General features: G+C 62.2%; 14 protein-coding genes. 10 read left to right on the plus strand and 4 right to left on the minus strand.

The window, feature by feature from the left end:
- The first annotated feature begins 130 nt into the window (after window positions 1-130).
- From rnr to rpmG, 5 genes are all read left to right on the plus strand, one after another.
- Entirely contained in the window at window positions 131-2,467 is a 2,337-nt protein-coding gene (rnr, locus tag VFB05_RS10815; RefSeq protein ID WP_414643178.1) for a ribonuclease R, read from the plus strand.
- Window positions 2,455-2,895, plus strand: a complete 441-nt coding sequence (locus tag VFB05_RS10820) for a DUF983 domain-containing protein (RefSeq protein WP_325012025.1) — start codon at window positions 2,455-2,457, stop codon at window positions 2,893-2,895. The genes rnr and VFB05_RS10820 overlap by 13 nt, the downstream gene beginning before the upstream one ends.
- A 20-nt stretch (window positions 2,896-2,915) precedes the next feature.
- Window positions 2,916-3,665, plus strand: coding sequence for an NUDIX hydrolase (locus tag VFB05_RS10825; RefSeq protein WP_325012027.1), 750 nt, complete (start codon window positions 2,916-2,918; stop codon window positions 3,663-3,665).
- A gap of 115 nt (window positions 3,666-3,780) precedes the next feature.
- Entirely contained in the window at window positions 3,781-5,106 is a 1,326-nt protein-coding gene (locus tag VFB05_RS10830; RefSeq protein ID WP_325012029.1) for an LLM class flavin-dependent oxidoreductase, read from the plus strand.
- A gap of 121 nt (window positions 5,107-5,227) precedes the next feature.
- Window positions 5,228-5,395, plus strand: a complete 168-nt coding sequence (gene rpmG / locus VFB05_RS10835) for a 50S ribosomal protein L33 (protein WP_159011529.1) — start codon at window positions 5,228-5,230, stop codon at window positions 5,393-5,395.
- Window positions 5,396-5,449: 54 nt separating this feature from the next.
- Here the strand turns inward: rpmG and VFB05_RS10840 are convergent, their stop codons facing one another.
- Window positions 5,450-6,625, minus strand: coding sequence for an MFS transporter (locus tag VFB05_RS10840; RefSeq protein ID WP_325012213.1), 1,176 nt, complete (start codon window positions 6,623-6,625; stop codon window positions 5,450-5,452).
- A 202-nt stretch (window positions 6,626-6,827) separates the two neighbouring features.
- On the opposite strand from VFB05_RS10840, the gene VFB05_RS10845 reads away from it, so the two are divergent.
- Window positions 6,828-7,433 (plus strand): TetR/AcrR family transcriptional regulator, encoded by a 606-nt coding sequence (locus VFB05_RS10845; RefSeq protein WP_325012033.1) that lies wholly within the window; start codon window positions 6,828-6,830, stop codon window positions 7,431-7,433.
- A gap of 11 nt (window positions 7,434-7,444) precedes the next feature.
- On the opposite strand, the gene VFB05_RS10850 is transcribed toward VFB05_RS10845, so the two are convergent.
- Together VFB05_RS10850 and VFB05_RS10855 are read right to left on the minus strand one after the other, a co-directional pair.
- Window positions 7,445-8,818, minus strand: a complete 1,374-nt coding sequence (locus VFB05_RS10850) for a PleD family two-component system response regulator (protein ID WP_325012035.1) — start codon at window positions 8,816-8,818, stop codon at window positions 7,445-7,447.
- Between the two features lie 12 nt (window positions 8,819-8,830).
- Window positions 8,831-9,196, minus strand: coding sequence for a response regulator (locus tag VFB05_RS10855; RefSeq protein WP_325012038.1), 366 nt, complete (start codon window positions 9,194-9,196; stop codon window positions 8,831-8,833).
- A gap of 224 nt (window positions 9,197-9,420) precedes the next feature.
- Between VFB05_RS10855 and VFB05_RS10860 the strand changes: the two genes are divergently transcribed.
- Window positions 9,421-9,720 (plus strand): DUF3572 domain-containing protein, encoded by a 300-nt coding sequence (locus VFB05_RS10860; RefSeq protein ID WP_325012040.1) that lies wholly within the window; start codon window positions 9,421-9,423, stop codon window positions 9,718-9,720.
- Window positions 9,699-11,024, plus strand: a complete 1,326-nt coding sequence (locus VFB05_RS10865) for a DNA polymerase IV (protein WP_325012042.1) — start codon at window positions 9,699-9,701, stop codon at window positions 11,022-11,024. The genes VFB05_RS10860 and VFB05_RS10865 overlap by 22 nt, the downstream gene beginning before the upstream one ends.
- Before the next feature lie 111 nt (window positions 11,025-11,135).
- Here VFB05_RS10865 and VFB05_RS10870 read toward each other — a convergent pair whose 3' ends face one another.
- Entirely contained in the window at window positions 11,136-12,011 is an 876-nt protein-coding gene (locus VFB05_RS10870; RefSeq protein WP_414643179.1) for a cell envelope integrity EipB family protein, read from the minus strand.
- A 183-nt stretch (window positions 12,012-12,194) separates the two neighbouring features.
- Here VFB05_RS10870 and VFB05_RS10875 point away from each other — a divergent pair, with 183 nt between their 5' ends.
- Window positions 12,195-12,662: a RidA family protein gene (locus tag VFB05_RS10875; RefSeq protein WP_325012044.1), complete on the plus strand. Its 468-nt coding sequence runs from the start codon at window positions 12,195-12,197 to the stop codon at window positions 12,660-12,662.
- A gap of 26 nt (window positions 12,663-12,688) precedes the next feature.
- Window positions 12,689-13,435, plus strand: coding sequence for a glycerophosphodiester phosphodiesterase (locus VFB05_RS10880; RefSeq protein WP_325012046.1), 747 nt, complete (start codon window positions 12,689-12,691; stop codon window positions 13,433-13,435).
- The last annotated feature ends 35 nt before the right edge of the window (window positions 13,436-13,470 follow it).

Genomic DNA, 13,470 nt, shown 5'->3' on the forward strand with positions numbered 1-13,470 from the left:
ACCACAAGCGGCGAATTTCGTTCGGGAACTTCAAATGGAAAGCGGCACTATAGTTTTAAGTTTGCTAGTGCCCATGACTTTCCGAAGTTCGTGAAAGGTGGGTGCTGAGATGGTGCACGAACTTCGGAAAGTGGGCACTAGTGTGGCCAAACAACGCGACAGCGGCTTTCCCTCGACGGACGCCATCGTCGCCTTCATCCGCGCGCATCCGGGAAAGATCGGGACCCGCGAGATCGCGCGCGAGTTCGGCCTGAAGAATGCCGACCGCGCGGCGCTGAAACAGTTGCTTCGGGAGCTCGCTGACGAAGGCGTCATCAAGAAGCAAGGCAAGGATATCGTCGAGCCCGGCCTGCCCGCGACCTTGCTGGCCGACATCACCAAGCGCGACAGCGACGGCGAGTTGCTCGCGGTGCCTGCGGAATGGGACGAGGTCGAAAGCGGCGAACCGCCGAAAATTCGAATCCATATGCCGCGTCGGGCAAAGCCCGGCACTGCGGCCGGTGTCGGCGACCGCGCGCTGCTCCGCGTCGAAAAGCTCGACGAACGCGTCCGTGACGGCGTCGCCTATCGCGGGCGGATCCTCAAAGTTCTCGATCACGCCAAGACGCGCGTGCTCGGCCTGTTCCGAAAAAACCCCGATGGCGGCGGTCGCCTGATCCCGGTCGACAAGAAACAGGCCGGGCGCGAATTGAACATCGCCAAGGCGGATACGCAGGGCGCCGAAGACGGTGACCTCGTCAGCGTCGATCTCGTCCGTTCGCGCGGCTTTGGCCTCGCCTCGGGCAAGGTCAAGGAGCGGCTCGGATCAATCGCCTCCGAAAAGGCGATCAGCCTGATCGCGATCCACGCCCACGACATTCCGCAAGCCTTTTCGAAGAGCGCACTCGCGGAGGCTGACGCAGCCCAGCCGCCGACGCTGAAAGGCCGCGAGGACTGGCGCGACGTTCCGCTCGTCACCATCGATCCGCCGGACGCCAAGGACCACGACGACGCGGTCCACGCCGTAGCTGATTCCGATCCGAACAACAAAGGCGGCTTCATCGTCCATGTCGCGATCGCCGACGTCGCCTTCTACGTCCGTCCGGGCTCGGCGCTCGATCACGACGCGCTGGAACGCGGCAATTCGGTCTATTTCCCGGACCGCGTGGTGCCGATGCTGCCTGAGCGCATCTCCAACAATCTGTGCTCGCTGGTGCCGGGCGAGCCGCGCGGCGCGCTCGCGGTGCGCATGGTGATCGGCGCGGACGGGCGAAAGCGCTCGCACACATTCCATCGCGTGCTGATGCGTTCGGCCGCGAAGCTCGCTTATGCGCAGGCGCAGGCCGCCATCGACGGCCGTCCCGACGACACCACGGGCCCCCTGCTCGATAAAATCCTGAAGCCGCTTTATGCTGCCTATGCGACGGTCAAGCGCGCCCGTGACGAGCGCGATCCGCTCGACCTCGACCTGCCCGAGCGCAAGATCCTGCTGAAGGCCGACGGCACGGTCGACCGCGTCGTCGTGCCGGAACGGTTAGATGCGCACAGGCTGATTGAAGAGTTCATGATTCTGGCCAACGTCGCCGCGGCCGAAATGCTTGAAAAGAAGTCGCTGCCGCTGATCTATCGCGTGCACGACGAGCCGACGCTCGAAAAAGTCCACGCACTGCAGGAATTCCTGAAGACGCTGGACCTGCCGTTCGCAAAAGCCGGCGCGTTGCGGCCGACCGTGTTCAACCGCGTGCTGGCGCAGGTCAAGGGACACGATGCCGAGTCGCTGGTGAACGAGGTGGTGCTGCGGTCGCAGGCGCAGGCTGAATATTCGGCCGAGAATTACGGCCACTTCGGCCTCAACCTGCGTCGCTATGCGCATTTCACCTCGCCCATCAGGCGATACGCCGATCTTGTCGTTCACCGCGCCCTGATCCGTTCGCTCGGGCTCGGCGAAGGCGCCATGCCCGACAATGAAACGATAGAAAATCTTGGCGAGGTCGCCGCGCAAATCTCCGTCACCGAGCGCCGCGCCATGAAGGCCGAGCGCGAAACGGCCGACCGGCTGATCGCGCATTTTCTCGCTGATCGCATCGGCGCCACCTTTCAGGGGCGCATCTCCGGCGTCACCCGCGCAGGTCTATTCGTGAAGCTGACTGATACCGGCGCCGATGGGCTGATCCCGGTGCGATCGCTGGGGGACGAGTATTTCAACCATGACGAGACGCGCCATGCGCTGATCGGCTCACGCAGTGGTGCCATGCACCGGCTCGGTGACGTCGTCGACGTTCGTCTGGTAGAAGCTGCGCCAGTTGCTGGCGCATTGCGGTTCGAGTTGTTATCTGAAGGTCAGGTCGCAGCGCGCGCGCATCGCCGTGATTTCAGGAAGGCCAAGAGCCATCCCGGTAACAAGGTCTATCCGGGACGAGACGCGCGTAAAAAGCGCCGCAAGCCGGACAAGGCTGGCAAGAAGAAAGGCAAGTCATGGAAACGGTGAGCACCCATCCGACGGTCTGGAGCCAGAACACTGCGCTTAAGGAGAAGCGCGACGTCTGGCAGGCCTTGAAGCGCGGCTTTCGCGGCCGCTGCCCGCGCTGCGGCGAAGGCAAGCTGTTTCGCGCCTTCCTGAAAGTCGATGACGCCTGCTCGGTGTGCGGTCTGGACTTCACGCCGCACCGTGCCGACGATCTGCCCGCCTATCTCGTCATTGTCATCGTCGGCCATATCGTGGTGCCACTCGCACTGATGATCGAAACCAACTATTCGCCGCCGATGGCGCTTCAGCTTGCGATCTATCTGCCTCTGACCTTCGTCGCCTCGCTGGGGCTGTTGCAGCCCGTCAAGGGCGCCGTTGTCGGGATACAATGGGCGTTACGCATGCACGGATTTGACGAAGCGAATCCCGAGCCAGACACGCTGGTCTAGGAAAAGGTCGTCACGAAACTATGAGCGAAGCCGGAACTGAGGAGAAAGAGGCCGATCATCACCCCTATCGCCGCCCGGTCGATGCCGCGACGCTGATCCTGGTCGATCGTTCCGGTGCGATTCCAAAAGTCCTGGTGGGCCGGCGTCACGACAAGGTGGTGTTCATGCCCGGCAAATTCGTTTTTCCGGGCGGGCGCGTCGATACGGCTGACGGACGGGTGCCGGTGGCCGCATCCATTCCCGCAGCCCTTGAAGCAAACCTGCTGAAAGGCAGTCCCAAGATCACATCAGCGCGTGCTCGCTCGCTCGCGGTTGCCGCCATCCGCGAAGCCTGCGAGGAAACCGGTTTGTGCCTGGGACGCAAGCAAGACGGCGTTGCGCCGGCGTTGTCGGGCCCGTGGCAACCCTTTGCCGACGCCGGCCTCCTGCCCGACCCATCCGGCCTGTTCTTGATTGCCCGCGCGATCACCCCGCCCGGCCGTGTCCGGCGCTTCGATACGCGTTTTTTCACGGCCGACGCCTCGACAATTGCGCACCGCGTCGAGGGTGTCATTCATGCCGACGCGGAGCTGGTCGAACTGGTCTGGGTCGAGCTCGGCTCAAAGCCGCTCGCCGACCTGCACCCGATGACGAAAAATGTGCTGAACGAATTGGACAAGCGTCTCGGTACCGGCGCGCTGCGCCACGACGCTGACGTGCCGTTCTACCATTTCTATAGCGGCAAGATGCACCGGGACATTTTGGGCGCGCTCCAAAGCCCATCAGCATAACGCCTTTGTCGCTTCACCTTCCAAAAACAAAATAATCTTCTGACTGGTTGCCGATGGCGATGCGGCCCGCCGTGCCTATCTCTCCATGCAACGATAACGGCAAGGATATGGGGCGATGGCACAACGGCAACTCAAGCTCGGCGCGTTCATGCGGCCGATCAGCATTCATACCGGCGCGTGGCGCTATCCCGGTGCGTGGCCCGACGCCAACTTCAGTTTTTCCCACATCAAGCAGTTCGCCCAGAAGCTGGAAGCCGGCAGGTTCGACGCCTTCTTCATGGCTGATCACCTCGCCGTGCTCAACATGCCGATCAATGCGCTCAAGCGCAGCCACACGGTGACGTCGTTCGAGCCGTTTACGCTGTTATCGGCGTTATCAGCCGTGACTGAGCGCATCGGGCTGATCGCAACGGGTTCGACCACGTTTGACGAGCCCTACCACATCGCCCGGCGTTTCGCGTCACTCGACCATTTGAGCGGAGGACGGGCGGGTTGGAATATCGTCACGACGTCAAACCCGGATGCGGCGCTGAACTTCGGGCTCGACGAGCACATGGAGCACGCCGAGCGCTACAAGCGCGCCCGCGAATTCTACGACGTAGTGACTGGGCTGTGGGACTCGTTTGCCGACGATGCCTTTGTGAAGGACGTCGAAAGCGGTCTCTACTTCGATCCCGAGAGGATGCACACGCTCGACCACAAGGGCAAATATCTGTCGGTGCGCGGCCCGCTCAACATCGCACGCCCCGTGCAAGGCTGGCCGGTCATCGTTCAGGCCGGTGCTTCCGACGACGGACGGCAGCTCGCGGCGGAAACCGCCGAGGCCGTCTTCACCGGCGGCGGAAGTCTCGCAGACGGACAAAAACTTTACGCTGATATCAAGGGGCGGATGGAGAAGATCGGGCGCAACCCCGAGCATCTGAAAATCCTGCCGGGCGCATTCGTCGTGGTCGGCGACAGCATCGAGGAAGCCAAGGAAAAGCGCGCGCTGCTCGACAGCCGAGTGCATTACGACAGCGCCATAGCTTCGCTCTCAGTGATCCTGGGCACCGATGCTTCGGGTTTTGATCCCGACGGACAACTGCCGCCGATCCCCGAAACCAATGCGAGCAAGAGCGGCCGTCAGAGGATGGTCGACCTGGCCGCGCGCGACAAGCTCACGGTGCGCCAGCTCGCCCAGCGCGTCGGCGGCTATGGCGGGTTGTCGTTCGTCGGCACGCCGCAGTCGATCGCCGACCAGATGGAAGAATGGCTGACCAGTTACGGCAGCGACGGCTTCAACATCATGTTCCCGTACCTGCCCGCCGGCCTGACCGACTTCGTCGACAAGGTGGTGCCGGAACTGCAGAAGCGCGGGATCTTCCGGAAGGAATATGAAGGACGAACCCTGCGCGAAAATCTGGGCCTGCCGCGGCCGAAAAACCGCTTCTTTGAGAGGTAAATACCCCCTATTTTGCAGATATTTAGCCTCAAACCTTGACTTTGGGCGGTTTGAGGCTAGGTTGCGGCGCAAATGCAGGCCGTGGGCCGGCTTTTCACCCTGACATCTGAGGTTTTAAGACATGGCCAAGGCCGTCACCATCAAGGTCAAGCTCGTTTCTTCGGCGGACACCGGCTTCTACTACGTCGCCAAGAAGAACTCGCGCACCATGACCGACAAGCTCGTGAAGAAGAAATACGATCCGGTCGCGCGCAAGCACGTCGAGTTCAAGGAATCCAAGATCAAGTAAGACCGCGCGATATTCGCGACGGAAACGAACGGGGCCTCGGGCCCCGTTTTTGTTTTATGCCGTCTTCAGCATCGGCGGCGCGGTCGGCCTGATCAGCGCGAACGCAACCTGGACGATGCCGCCGGCAAGCCCGAGCGCAACACCGATCCGCCAGGCCATCGTGTAGGACCCCAGTGAATCGTAGAGGAGCCCTCCGCCGAACGCGCCGAGGAAGCTGCCGACTTGATGACTCATGAAGGCGAGGCCCTGGATCATCGCTTGCCATTTCAGGCCGAACATTTCGGCGACGGCGCCCGCAACCAGCGGACCGACGCCCATCCACAAGAATCCCATGATCGCGCCGAACAGGAGCGTCGTGGCCGGCGTCGGCGGCAGCGTGAAGTACCAGGCCAGCGCGAGCGAACGCAGGATATAAATGCCCCCTAGCAGCGCGAGCTTGCTCCAGCGCTGCCCGGCCCAGCCGAAGAAGATGCTGCCGAGCACGTTGAAGCCGCCGATCATGCCAAGCGTCTGCGCGCTCAGCATCGGGTCCATGCCGCAGATCGCCAGATACGACGGCAGATGCGTGGTCAGGAAGACGAGCTGCATGCCGCAGACGAAATAGGCGCAGGTCATCACTACGAACGAAGCATTGCCGAATGCAAGTCTGACCGCCGCGCCCGCCGAACTGTCACCGATGTCGTCGCGCGAAGGTTTTGGCAGCGGAACGGCATCGACGCGGCCGGCAAACCAGGCTGCCGGGATCATCGCAATCGCCAGCACCACAAAGCCGGCGAGCCCGACCCGCCAGCCATAGCCGGCATTGAGCATTTGTCCGATCGGCGCCGACAGAAGCGCGCCCAGCGAGCCTGCACCGGAAACGAGGCCAAGCACGGTGGAGCGCACTGTCTCGGGCACCGCGCGCGCCGCAACCGACATCGCAATCGCCGCCGCCGTGCAGGCGAGCGAGATTCCGATCAGAAGGCCTCCACCGATCATCACGCTCAGAAGACCATGCGCGGTTGCCATCAGCACAAGACCCGCGATATAGGCGGCGGCGCCTAGCACCATGATTGGGCGGAAGCCGAAACGGACCGTCAGCGCGCCGGCCAAGGGCTGCAGAAATCCCCAGGCGAGGTTTTGCACGGCGATCGCCAGCGTGAAATCGGAGACGGAAATGCCAATGTCATGCGTCAAGGGCTGCATGAAGATGCCGAGCGACTGGCGCAGCCCCATGCTCAAGGTCAGCATGAGGGAGGTGCCGATCAGGATCGGAAGCGTGGGACGCAACACCTGCAACAAGGGCGCTGTTTTGGGCACGGTTCTCATTCTCCCTTGACCTGCTGCGGGCGACCACGCAGCCTTTTGTCGTTCGCAATAGGGTACACAGACCTGTTTACCTACGCTATAGTCGAAGCGTTGTTGCCAGGGCATGAGGATATCGCGCGTTCGCATGGCAAGCCCGACGACCAAACCGACCATGAAAGAGCGGATCCTGGAGACCGCCGACAGGCTGTTTTATCTCAGGGGTATCAGGGCGATCGGCGTCGATACCATTGCGGCCGAAATCGGCATCAGCAAGCGTACGCTCTACAACCACTTTCCGTCGAAGGATGCGCTGATATCGGCCTATCTGGACCGGCGTTCCGTGCAACGGCCGCCCTCCGACAAGTCTCCCGTGGAGCAAATTCTCGGCATCTTCGATTCGCTGGAGCGGCGCTTTGCGTCGAAGGAATTTCGCGGCTGTCCCTTCGTCAACGCCGTGGCCGAGGTGGGCCCGGAGAACCCGTCAGTGCGCAAGATCGCGGTCGCCTTCAAGGAAAGCCGCCGCCTCTGGTTCCGCGATCTGCTGGTGAAAATCGGCGTTGCCGATCCCGAGGGCCTCGCCACGCAGCTTGTGCTGCTGGTCGACGGCTCGATCGCGCAAGATCTGGTGCGCGACGATCCCGCCATGGCGCGGGCCGCGAAGGAAGCCGCCAAAATGCTATTGTCGGGCGCTGGCGTCAGGGTCGACGACCCGTCGTCTGCGCCACAGCCAAAAAGCCGGACGAAAGGCTAATGCCCGAAGGATTACGCCGCGTCGGCCACGACGCGGTTGCGGCCATCATGCTTGGCGCGATAGAGCGCATTGTCGGCTCGCTTGAGCACGTCGGCGACCGCCTCACCCTTCCGCTCCAATGTCGCGAGCCCGATCGAGATCGTGACCTCGATGCGCTTTTCCCCCTTGTTGACGGCGAAAGGCTCGCCGGCGATCGAGCGCCGCAGGCGCTCGGCCACCATGCCCGCGACATGCATGTCGGTTTCCGGCATCACGATGACGAATTCCTCGCCGCCATAGCGGCAGGCAAGATCGATGCCGCGGATCGATTTGCGCACGCGCACCGCGAATTCGCGTAGCACGTCGTCGCCGGCATCGTGGCCGTAATTGTCGTTGATCGATTTGAAGAAGTCGATGTCGAGCATCATCACCGCGAGCGGCTTGCCGCGGCTTGACGCCTGCTCGGCGAGCGTCGCCAGATGGCTTTCCATGTAGCGGCGATTATGCAGCCCGGTCAAAGCGTCGGTAATCGCGGCCTCGATGGAGTTCTGCACATTGTCGCGCAGATGATCGGTATAGCGGCGCTTGCGGATCTGGGTGCGCGCGCGCGCCAGCAGTTCGTTCTTGTCGACCGGGCGCAGCAGGTAGTCGTTGACGCCGATCTCGAGCCCGCGCATCAACCGCGTATTTTGATCGGCATCCGCGATCGCGAGGATCGGCACATGACGCGTCCGCTCCAGCGAGCGCGCCTGGCTGCACAGCCGCAAGCCGTCAAAATTGTCGAGGCCAAGCGAGACGATCAAAAGATCGTAGTCGCCGTCAGCGGCATGAAACAACGCTTCGGCCGGGTTGGTTTCGAGATCGACGGTGTGTTCAGACGTCAGGACAGGCACCAGCCGCTCGTAGGACGACGGCCGGTCGTCGACCAGCAGCACGCGACCGCCCTTCCCGGTATCGACAACCGCGCTGCGCTCCGGCGCCTGCACGCCGATTTCCAGCGACGTGATTGCGCGCATCCTAAGTTCGTCGGTCATCATCTTGAGCCGCGTCAGCGAACGCACGCGCGCGATCAGGACGATATCGGAGACGGGCTTGGTCAGAAAATCGTCGGCGCCGGCCTCGAGCCCGCGCACACGGTCGGCAGGGCTGTCGAGCGCCGTCACCATGACGACCGGAATGAAATGGGTGGCCGGGTTCGACTTGAGCTGGCGGCAGACCTCAAAGCCGTCGATGTCCGGCATCATGACGTCGAGCAGGATGATGTCGCATTCGGCGCGCGCGCAGATCGCCAGCGCTTCGGCGCCGTTCGACGCGGTCAGCACATCGAAATATTCTGCCGACAGCCGCGCTTCCAACAATTTGACGTTGGCGGGAACGTCGTCGACCACAAGAACACGCGCGGACATCTTGCAAACCCTCTATCCGATAAACCGTCGGACGGTCTCGATAAACTTGCCGACCGAGATCGGCTTGGACAAATATGCCTCGCACCCGCCTTCGCGGATACGCTCCTCGTCGCCTTTCATCGCAAACGCGGTGACCGCGACGACTGGAATGGAACGCAGTTCCGGATCGTCCTTGATCCACCGCGTCACTTCAAGACCTGAGACCTGGGGAAGCTGGATATCCATTAGGATCAGATCGGGACGAAGCTGGCGCACGAGATCGAGCGCCTCGAAACCATTGCTGGTGCCGGAAGTCTGATAGCCATGCGCCTCAAGCAGATCGCGAAAGAGCTTCATATTGAGCTCGTTGTCCTCCACGATCAGGACGGTCTTTGCCATCCCGCCCCTCCACTCCCGCCAATGCAAACACAGAGGGCAAAACCCCCGGTGCCGCTCAGCCCTTCAAAAAGTGAAATCAAACTAGCGCCAGATTCGCTCTAACCCGTTAAGCCGAGGTCCCACTTCCGCGACGTGGTTGCCGATTGCTTGAACAGTTTCCGCAGACTCGGGCATGATCGTTTGGAAACTAGAGACCATTAGTTAGCGAAAGGCAAATCGGAATCTTGAGAAAATCGAAGCGGAACCCCCGAGAAGTCGCTGAAATCGTTGCGATTCAGGCGCTTTCCTTTGTCGCAGGCGATCCCGAACGGCTGGGCGCGTTTCTGGCCGAATCCGGGATCGGCCCGGAGACGCTGCGCACTGCCGCCGCCGATCCCCGATTCCTGGCGCATGTGCTCGATTTTGTGATGCGCGACGATGCGACGGTGAAGGCATTTGCGGAAGCATCGCAGCTTCATCCAACCAACATTGCCGCGGCCCATCAGGCGTTAAATGACCCTGCATGGGAGCGCGATGTGCCGTGACATCCAGCGCTCCGAGCGTTGCAGATGGACCGGCCTGCTTTTGCAGGGATTGTCTCCATGATCTGGAATTCGCCGCGAAGCGATGCCGCGCCTGCGGCTCGCCGCGGCTGGTGCGTCATCGCGCGCTTGCCTCGCTCAATCTCGCGCACATCGATTGCGACGCCTTCTATGCCACCGTCGAGAAACGCGACAATCCGGAGCTTGCCGACAAGCCCGTGATCATCGGCGGCGGCAAACGCGGCGTGGTCTCGGCCGCCTGCTACATCTCGCGTACCTATGGCGTGCGTTCGGCAATGCCGATGTTCAAGGCGCTGGCGCTCTGCCCTTCCGCAATCGTGATCCGGCCGGACATGGCCAAGTATGTGCGCGTCGGCCGCGAGGTGCGCCGCGCGATGCAGGCGCTCACCCCTTTGGTCGAGCCGCTCTCCATCGACGAGGCATTTCTCGACCTCTCGGGAACCCGGCGCGTGCACGGCATGATCCCGGCGAAAGTGCTGGCGCGCTTTGCGCAGTCAATCGAACGCGAGATCGGCGTCACCGTTTCGGTCGGGCTCTCCTGCAACAAGTTTCTCGCCAAGATCGCGTCCGATCTCGACAAGCCCAGGGGCTTTGCGACGATTGACCAGGAGGAAGCGCGGATCATGCTGGCAGAGAAACCGGTCAACTTCATCTTCGGGGTCGGGCCGGCGACGCAGGAGCGCCTGATCCAGCGCGGCTTTCGCCTCATCGCGGACCTGCAGCGCGCAGACGAAGCCGAACTGATGAAGCAGTTCGGCGGTGAGGGACAGCGGCTGTGGCGCTTGGCGCGCGGTCTCGACGACCGGCGTGTGGTGGCCGATCGCGGCGCCAAGACGATTTCGAGCGAAACCACCTTCGAGACTGATATTCGCGACTTCGCGACGCTCGAAAGGCTGTTGTGGCGGTTGTCGGAGAAAGTCTCCAGCCGCCTTAAGAGCAGCGGGCTTGCGGGATCGACGATCACGCTGAAGTTGAAGACCGCCGATTTCAAGCAGCGGACCCGATCGCAATCCATCTCGGCGCCGACGCAGCTTGCTGCAAAGATTTTTTCGGTGTCGCGGGAAATGCTGGTGAAGGAAATCGACGGCACCGCGTTTCGCCTGATGGGCGCGGGCGTCAGCGCACTTCGCCCCGGCTCACAAGCCCATGACACCGACATGCTGGACCGGCGTTCGGCCGACGCCGAGCGCGCCATCGACGACTTGCGCAAGAAATTCGGCAATGCCGCCGTGATCCGAGGCATTGCCTATGACGGGCCGGAGACGACGGAGGAAGAGGAAGATTAAGCCGAGCCGATCCAACACCGTCATTCCGGGATGGTCCGAAGGACCAGACCCGGAATCTCGAGATTCCGGACTCGCGCTAATGCGCGCTCCGGAATGATTGGCTTTCGCCAATCACTTGCAGGGCTTGGCGTCCTTGACGTTGAACTTTCCGAGCGCTCCGGAAATGACGAAGTCGTTGTAGTCGAGCACCAGCGCCCGCGACACACCGTTTTCGAACAGCTCGAACGACATGGCATAAACCGGCGTCTGCTCGCCTTCATTGGGCTTGGCATCGTGGTCAAAGTAACTGACGGTCACCGGCCAGCGGGTCGTTGACTTCATCAGGTCGTTTTCGGTCGAGGGATCGGGCGATGCGATGCTCTGATCGCCGCGGATCGGCTGCCCGATCACAGCCATGGTGTTGAAGACCTTCTCGCCGTTGTCCGAACCGTCATAGACGGTCTGCTCGAGGATGCTTTTGCCTTCCTTGGCGGCGGCGATGATGTGCTGGATCTGCTCGGTCGGGAACACGGTCGAACCATCGAGATTGAAGGTCTTGGCCTGCGGCTGCTTCAGCTTGACGGTGATATGGTCGCCGACCCGCTCCGCGATCCCGTCCACCGGACCCGTCTCGATGTCGTTCATCCGCGAATCGATCTTGAAGCGGTAGGTCTTGCCGGACGCGTCTTCCCACGACGTCGAGCGCAGGTCCGATAGCGTGACCTTGTCCTCGCCGTTGTCCATCTCCGACACCTGGCGGAATTCGGAGGTGTAACCCTCGCAGGCGCTTCCGCTGAAGCTGTAGAGGATGCGGCCCCTGGCGCTGTTGATCGAGTTGGATCCTCGCGATTTCAGCAGCGAAAGATCGTAAAGCGCCTGATGTGACAGAAATGCGCCGCTGGCGGCGGCCTCGGCTTTTCCGGCCGTCGCCACCGCCATGGCCGATACCGCGAGGGCGAGCGGCAGCGATTGGGCGTTGCGGGACAAAATCCGGAAAGCTCGGGCCATAGTTCATCCCTTGGATGGTTTCACAAGAATATTCACCGACTCATTGCGCCGCAACTGCGGCCAAAAGGCGAAAAACCACAGTTCATCGGCGGTTATGGTTATGTTTTTGGACATCGCGCCTCGCTTGCAACCGCTCGTCCAATGCGCGAAACAGTTCATCCGGCAACAATCGAGGGATGAACCATGGCGGGTACGGTCGAAAAAAATCTGGCAGAACAAGGCATCACCCTGCACCAACCGCCGAACCCGGTCGCCAATTACGTACCTACGGTGCGCAGTGGAAATTTGCTGTTTGTTTCTGGCCAGGTGTGTCTCGGTGCCGACGGCAAACTTATCGCCAAGGGCAAGCTGGGCGCTGGCGTGAGCGCCGAGCAAGGCGCCGCCGCCGCGCGTGGCTGCGCGATCAACCTTCTGGCCCAGGTGAAGGCCGCGCTCGGCGATCTCGACAAAGTCACGCGCGTGGTGCGTCTCGGCGGCTTCGTCAACTCAGCGCCTGACTTCCTCGACGGGCCGAAGGTGCTCAATGGCGCCTCCGACCTGATGGTCGCGGCCTTCGGCGACAAGGGCCGCCACGCCCGCACCACGGTCGGCGTCTCCGCGCTGCCAGCGGATGCTGCGGTCGAGGTCGAAGGGGTGTTCGAGGTCTCATAACAGGGGCCGAAAAACGAGAGGCGAAGATGCGAGCGCCGGACTGGTTGACCGCGCGGCCGGTGGCCCATCGCGGTCTGCACGATCGCTCGAGCGGCATCGTCGAAAACATGCCGAGCGCGGCACTCGCCGCCATCGAAGCGAATTTCGCCATCGAATGCGACATCCAACTCACTGCCGACGGCGAAGCCATGGTGCATCATGACGATGAACTTGGCCGCCTCACCGAGGGCGCGGGCGCCCTGCTCGGCCTGAGCTGGATGGCCTTGAAGGAAATTCGTTTCAAGGACACGGGCGAAAAGATGATGTCGCTCGCCGACCTCTGCATCCTGGTGCGCGGACGCGTTCCGATCATTGTTGAGGTCAAAAGTCGCTTCGACGGCGATCGCAGGCTCGTGAAACGGATGGCAGAAGTGCTCAAGTCCTACGCCGGACCGGTTGCCGGAATGTCGTTCGATCCGGACCAGGTGGTCGCGCTTCGCGAAATGATACCGGACCGGCCGCGAGGCATCGTTGCGCAGCGCGACTACACTGAGGCCGATTGGCCCGAAGCGACGCCGGCCCAGCGTACAGGCATGCGGCATCTCAAGCACGCGTTGCGAACCCGGCCTCAATTCGTCGCCTATTGGGTCAACGATCTGCCGGCGCCCGCGCCCTGGATCGCGCGGCATCTGTTCGGCCTGCCGCTCCTGACCTGGACGGTCCGCACCGCCGAGCAACGAGCGCGTGCCGGCCGATATGCCGATCAAATGATCTTTGAAGGGTTCCGCCCCTGATCTCGGGACCTTGAAGTCCGCATTGCATTGCACGA

The organism is Bradyrhizobium sp., assembly GCF_035652035.1.
GTDB lineage: Bacteria > Pseudomonadota > Alphaproteobacteria > Rhizobiales > Xanthobacteraceae > Bradyrhizobium.

Bases quoted from the DNA above. Each gene is read 5' to 3' on its own strand.
- VFB05_RS10870 (WP_414643179.1), bottom strand. From the start codon at position 12,011: ATGGCCCGAGCTTTCCGGATTTTGTCCCGCAACGCCCAATCGCTGCCG.
- VFB05_RS10880 (WP_325012046.1), top strand. From the start codon at position 12,689: ATGCGAGCGCCGGACTGGTTGACCGCGCGGCCGGTGGCCCATCGCGGT.
- VFB05_RS10825 (WP_325012027.1), top strand. From the start codon at position 2,916: ATGAGCGAAGCCGGAACTGAGGAGAAAGAGGCCGATCATCACCCCTAT.
- VFB05_RS10840 (WP_325012213.1), bottom strand. From the start codon at position 6,625: ATGCTGACCTTGAGCATGGGGCTGCGCCAGTCGCTCGGCATCTTCATG.
- VFB05_RS10830 (WP_325012029.1), top strand. From the start codon at position 3,781: ATGGCACAACGGCAACTCAAGCTCGGCGCGTTCATGCGGCCGATCAGC.
- VFB05_RS10875 (WP_325012044.1), top strand. From the start codon at position 12,195: ATGGCGGGTACGGTCGAAAAAAATCTGGCAGAACAAGGCATCACCCTG.
- rpmG (WP_159011529.1), top strand. From the start codon at position 5,228: ATGGCCAAGGCCGTCACCATCAAGGTCAAGCTCGTTTCTTCGGCGGAC.
- VFB05_RS10865 (WP_325012042.1), top strand. From the start codon at position 9,699: ATGGGAGCGCGATGTGCCGTGACATCCAGCGCTCCGAGCGTTGCAGAT.
- VFB05_RS10855 (WP_325012038.1), bottom strand. From the start codon at position 9,196: ATGGCAAAGACCGTCCTGATCGTGGAGGACAACGAGCTCAATATGAAG.
- VFB05_RS10850 (WP_325012035.1), bottom strand. From the start codon at position 8,818: ATGTCCGCGCGTGTTCTTGTGGTCGACGACGTTCCCGCCAACGTCAAA.
- VFB05_RS10845 (WP_325012033.1), top strand. From the start codon at position 6,828: ATGGCAAGCCCGACGACCAAACCGACCATGAAAGAGCGGATCCTGGAG.
- VFB05_RS10820 (WP_325012025.1), top strand. From the start codon at position 2,455: ATGGAAACGGTGAGCACCCATCCGACGGTCTGGAGCCAGAACACTGCG.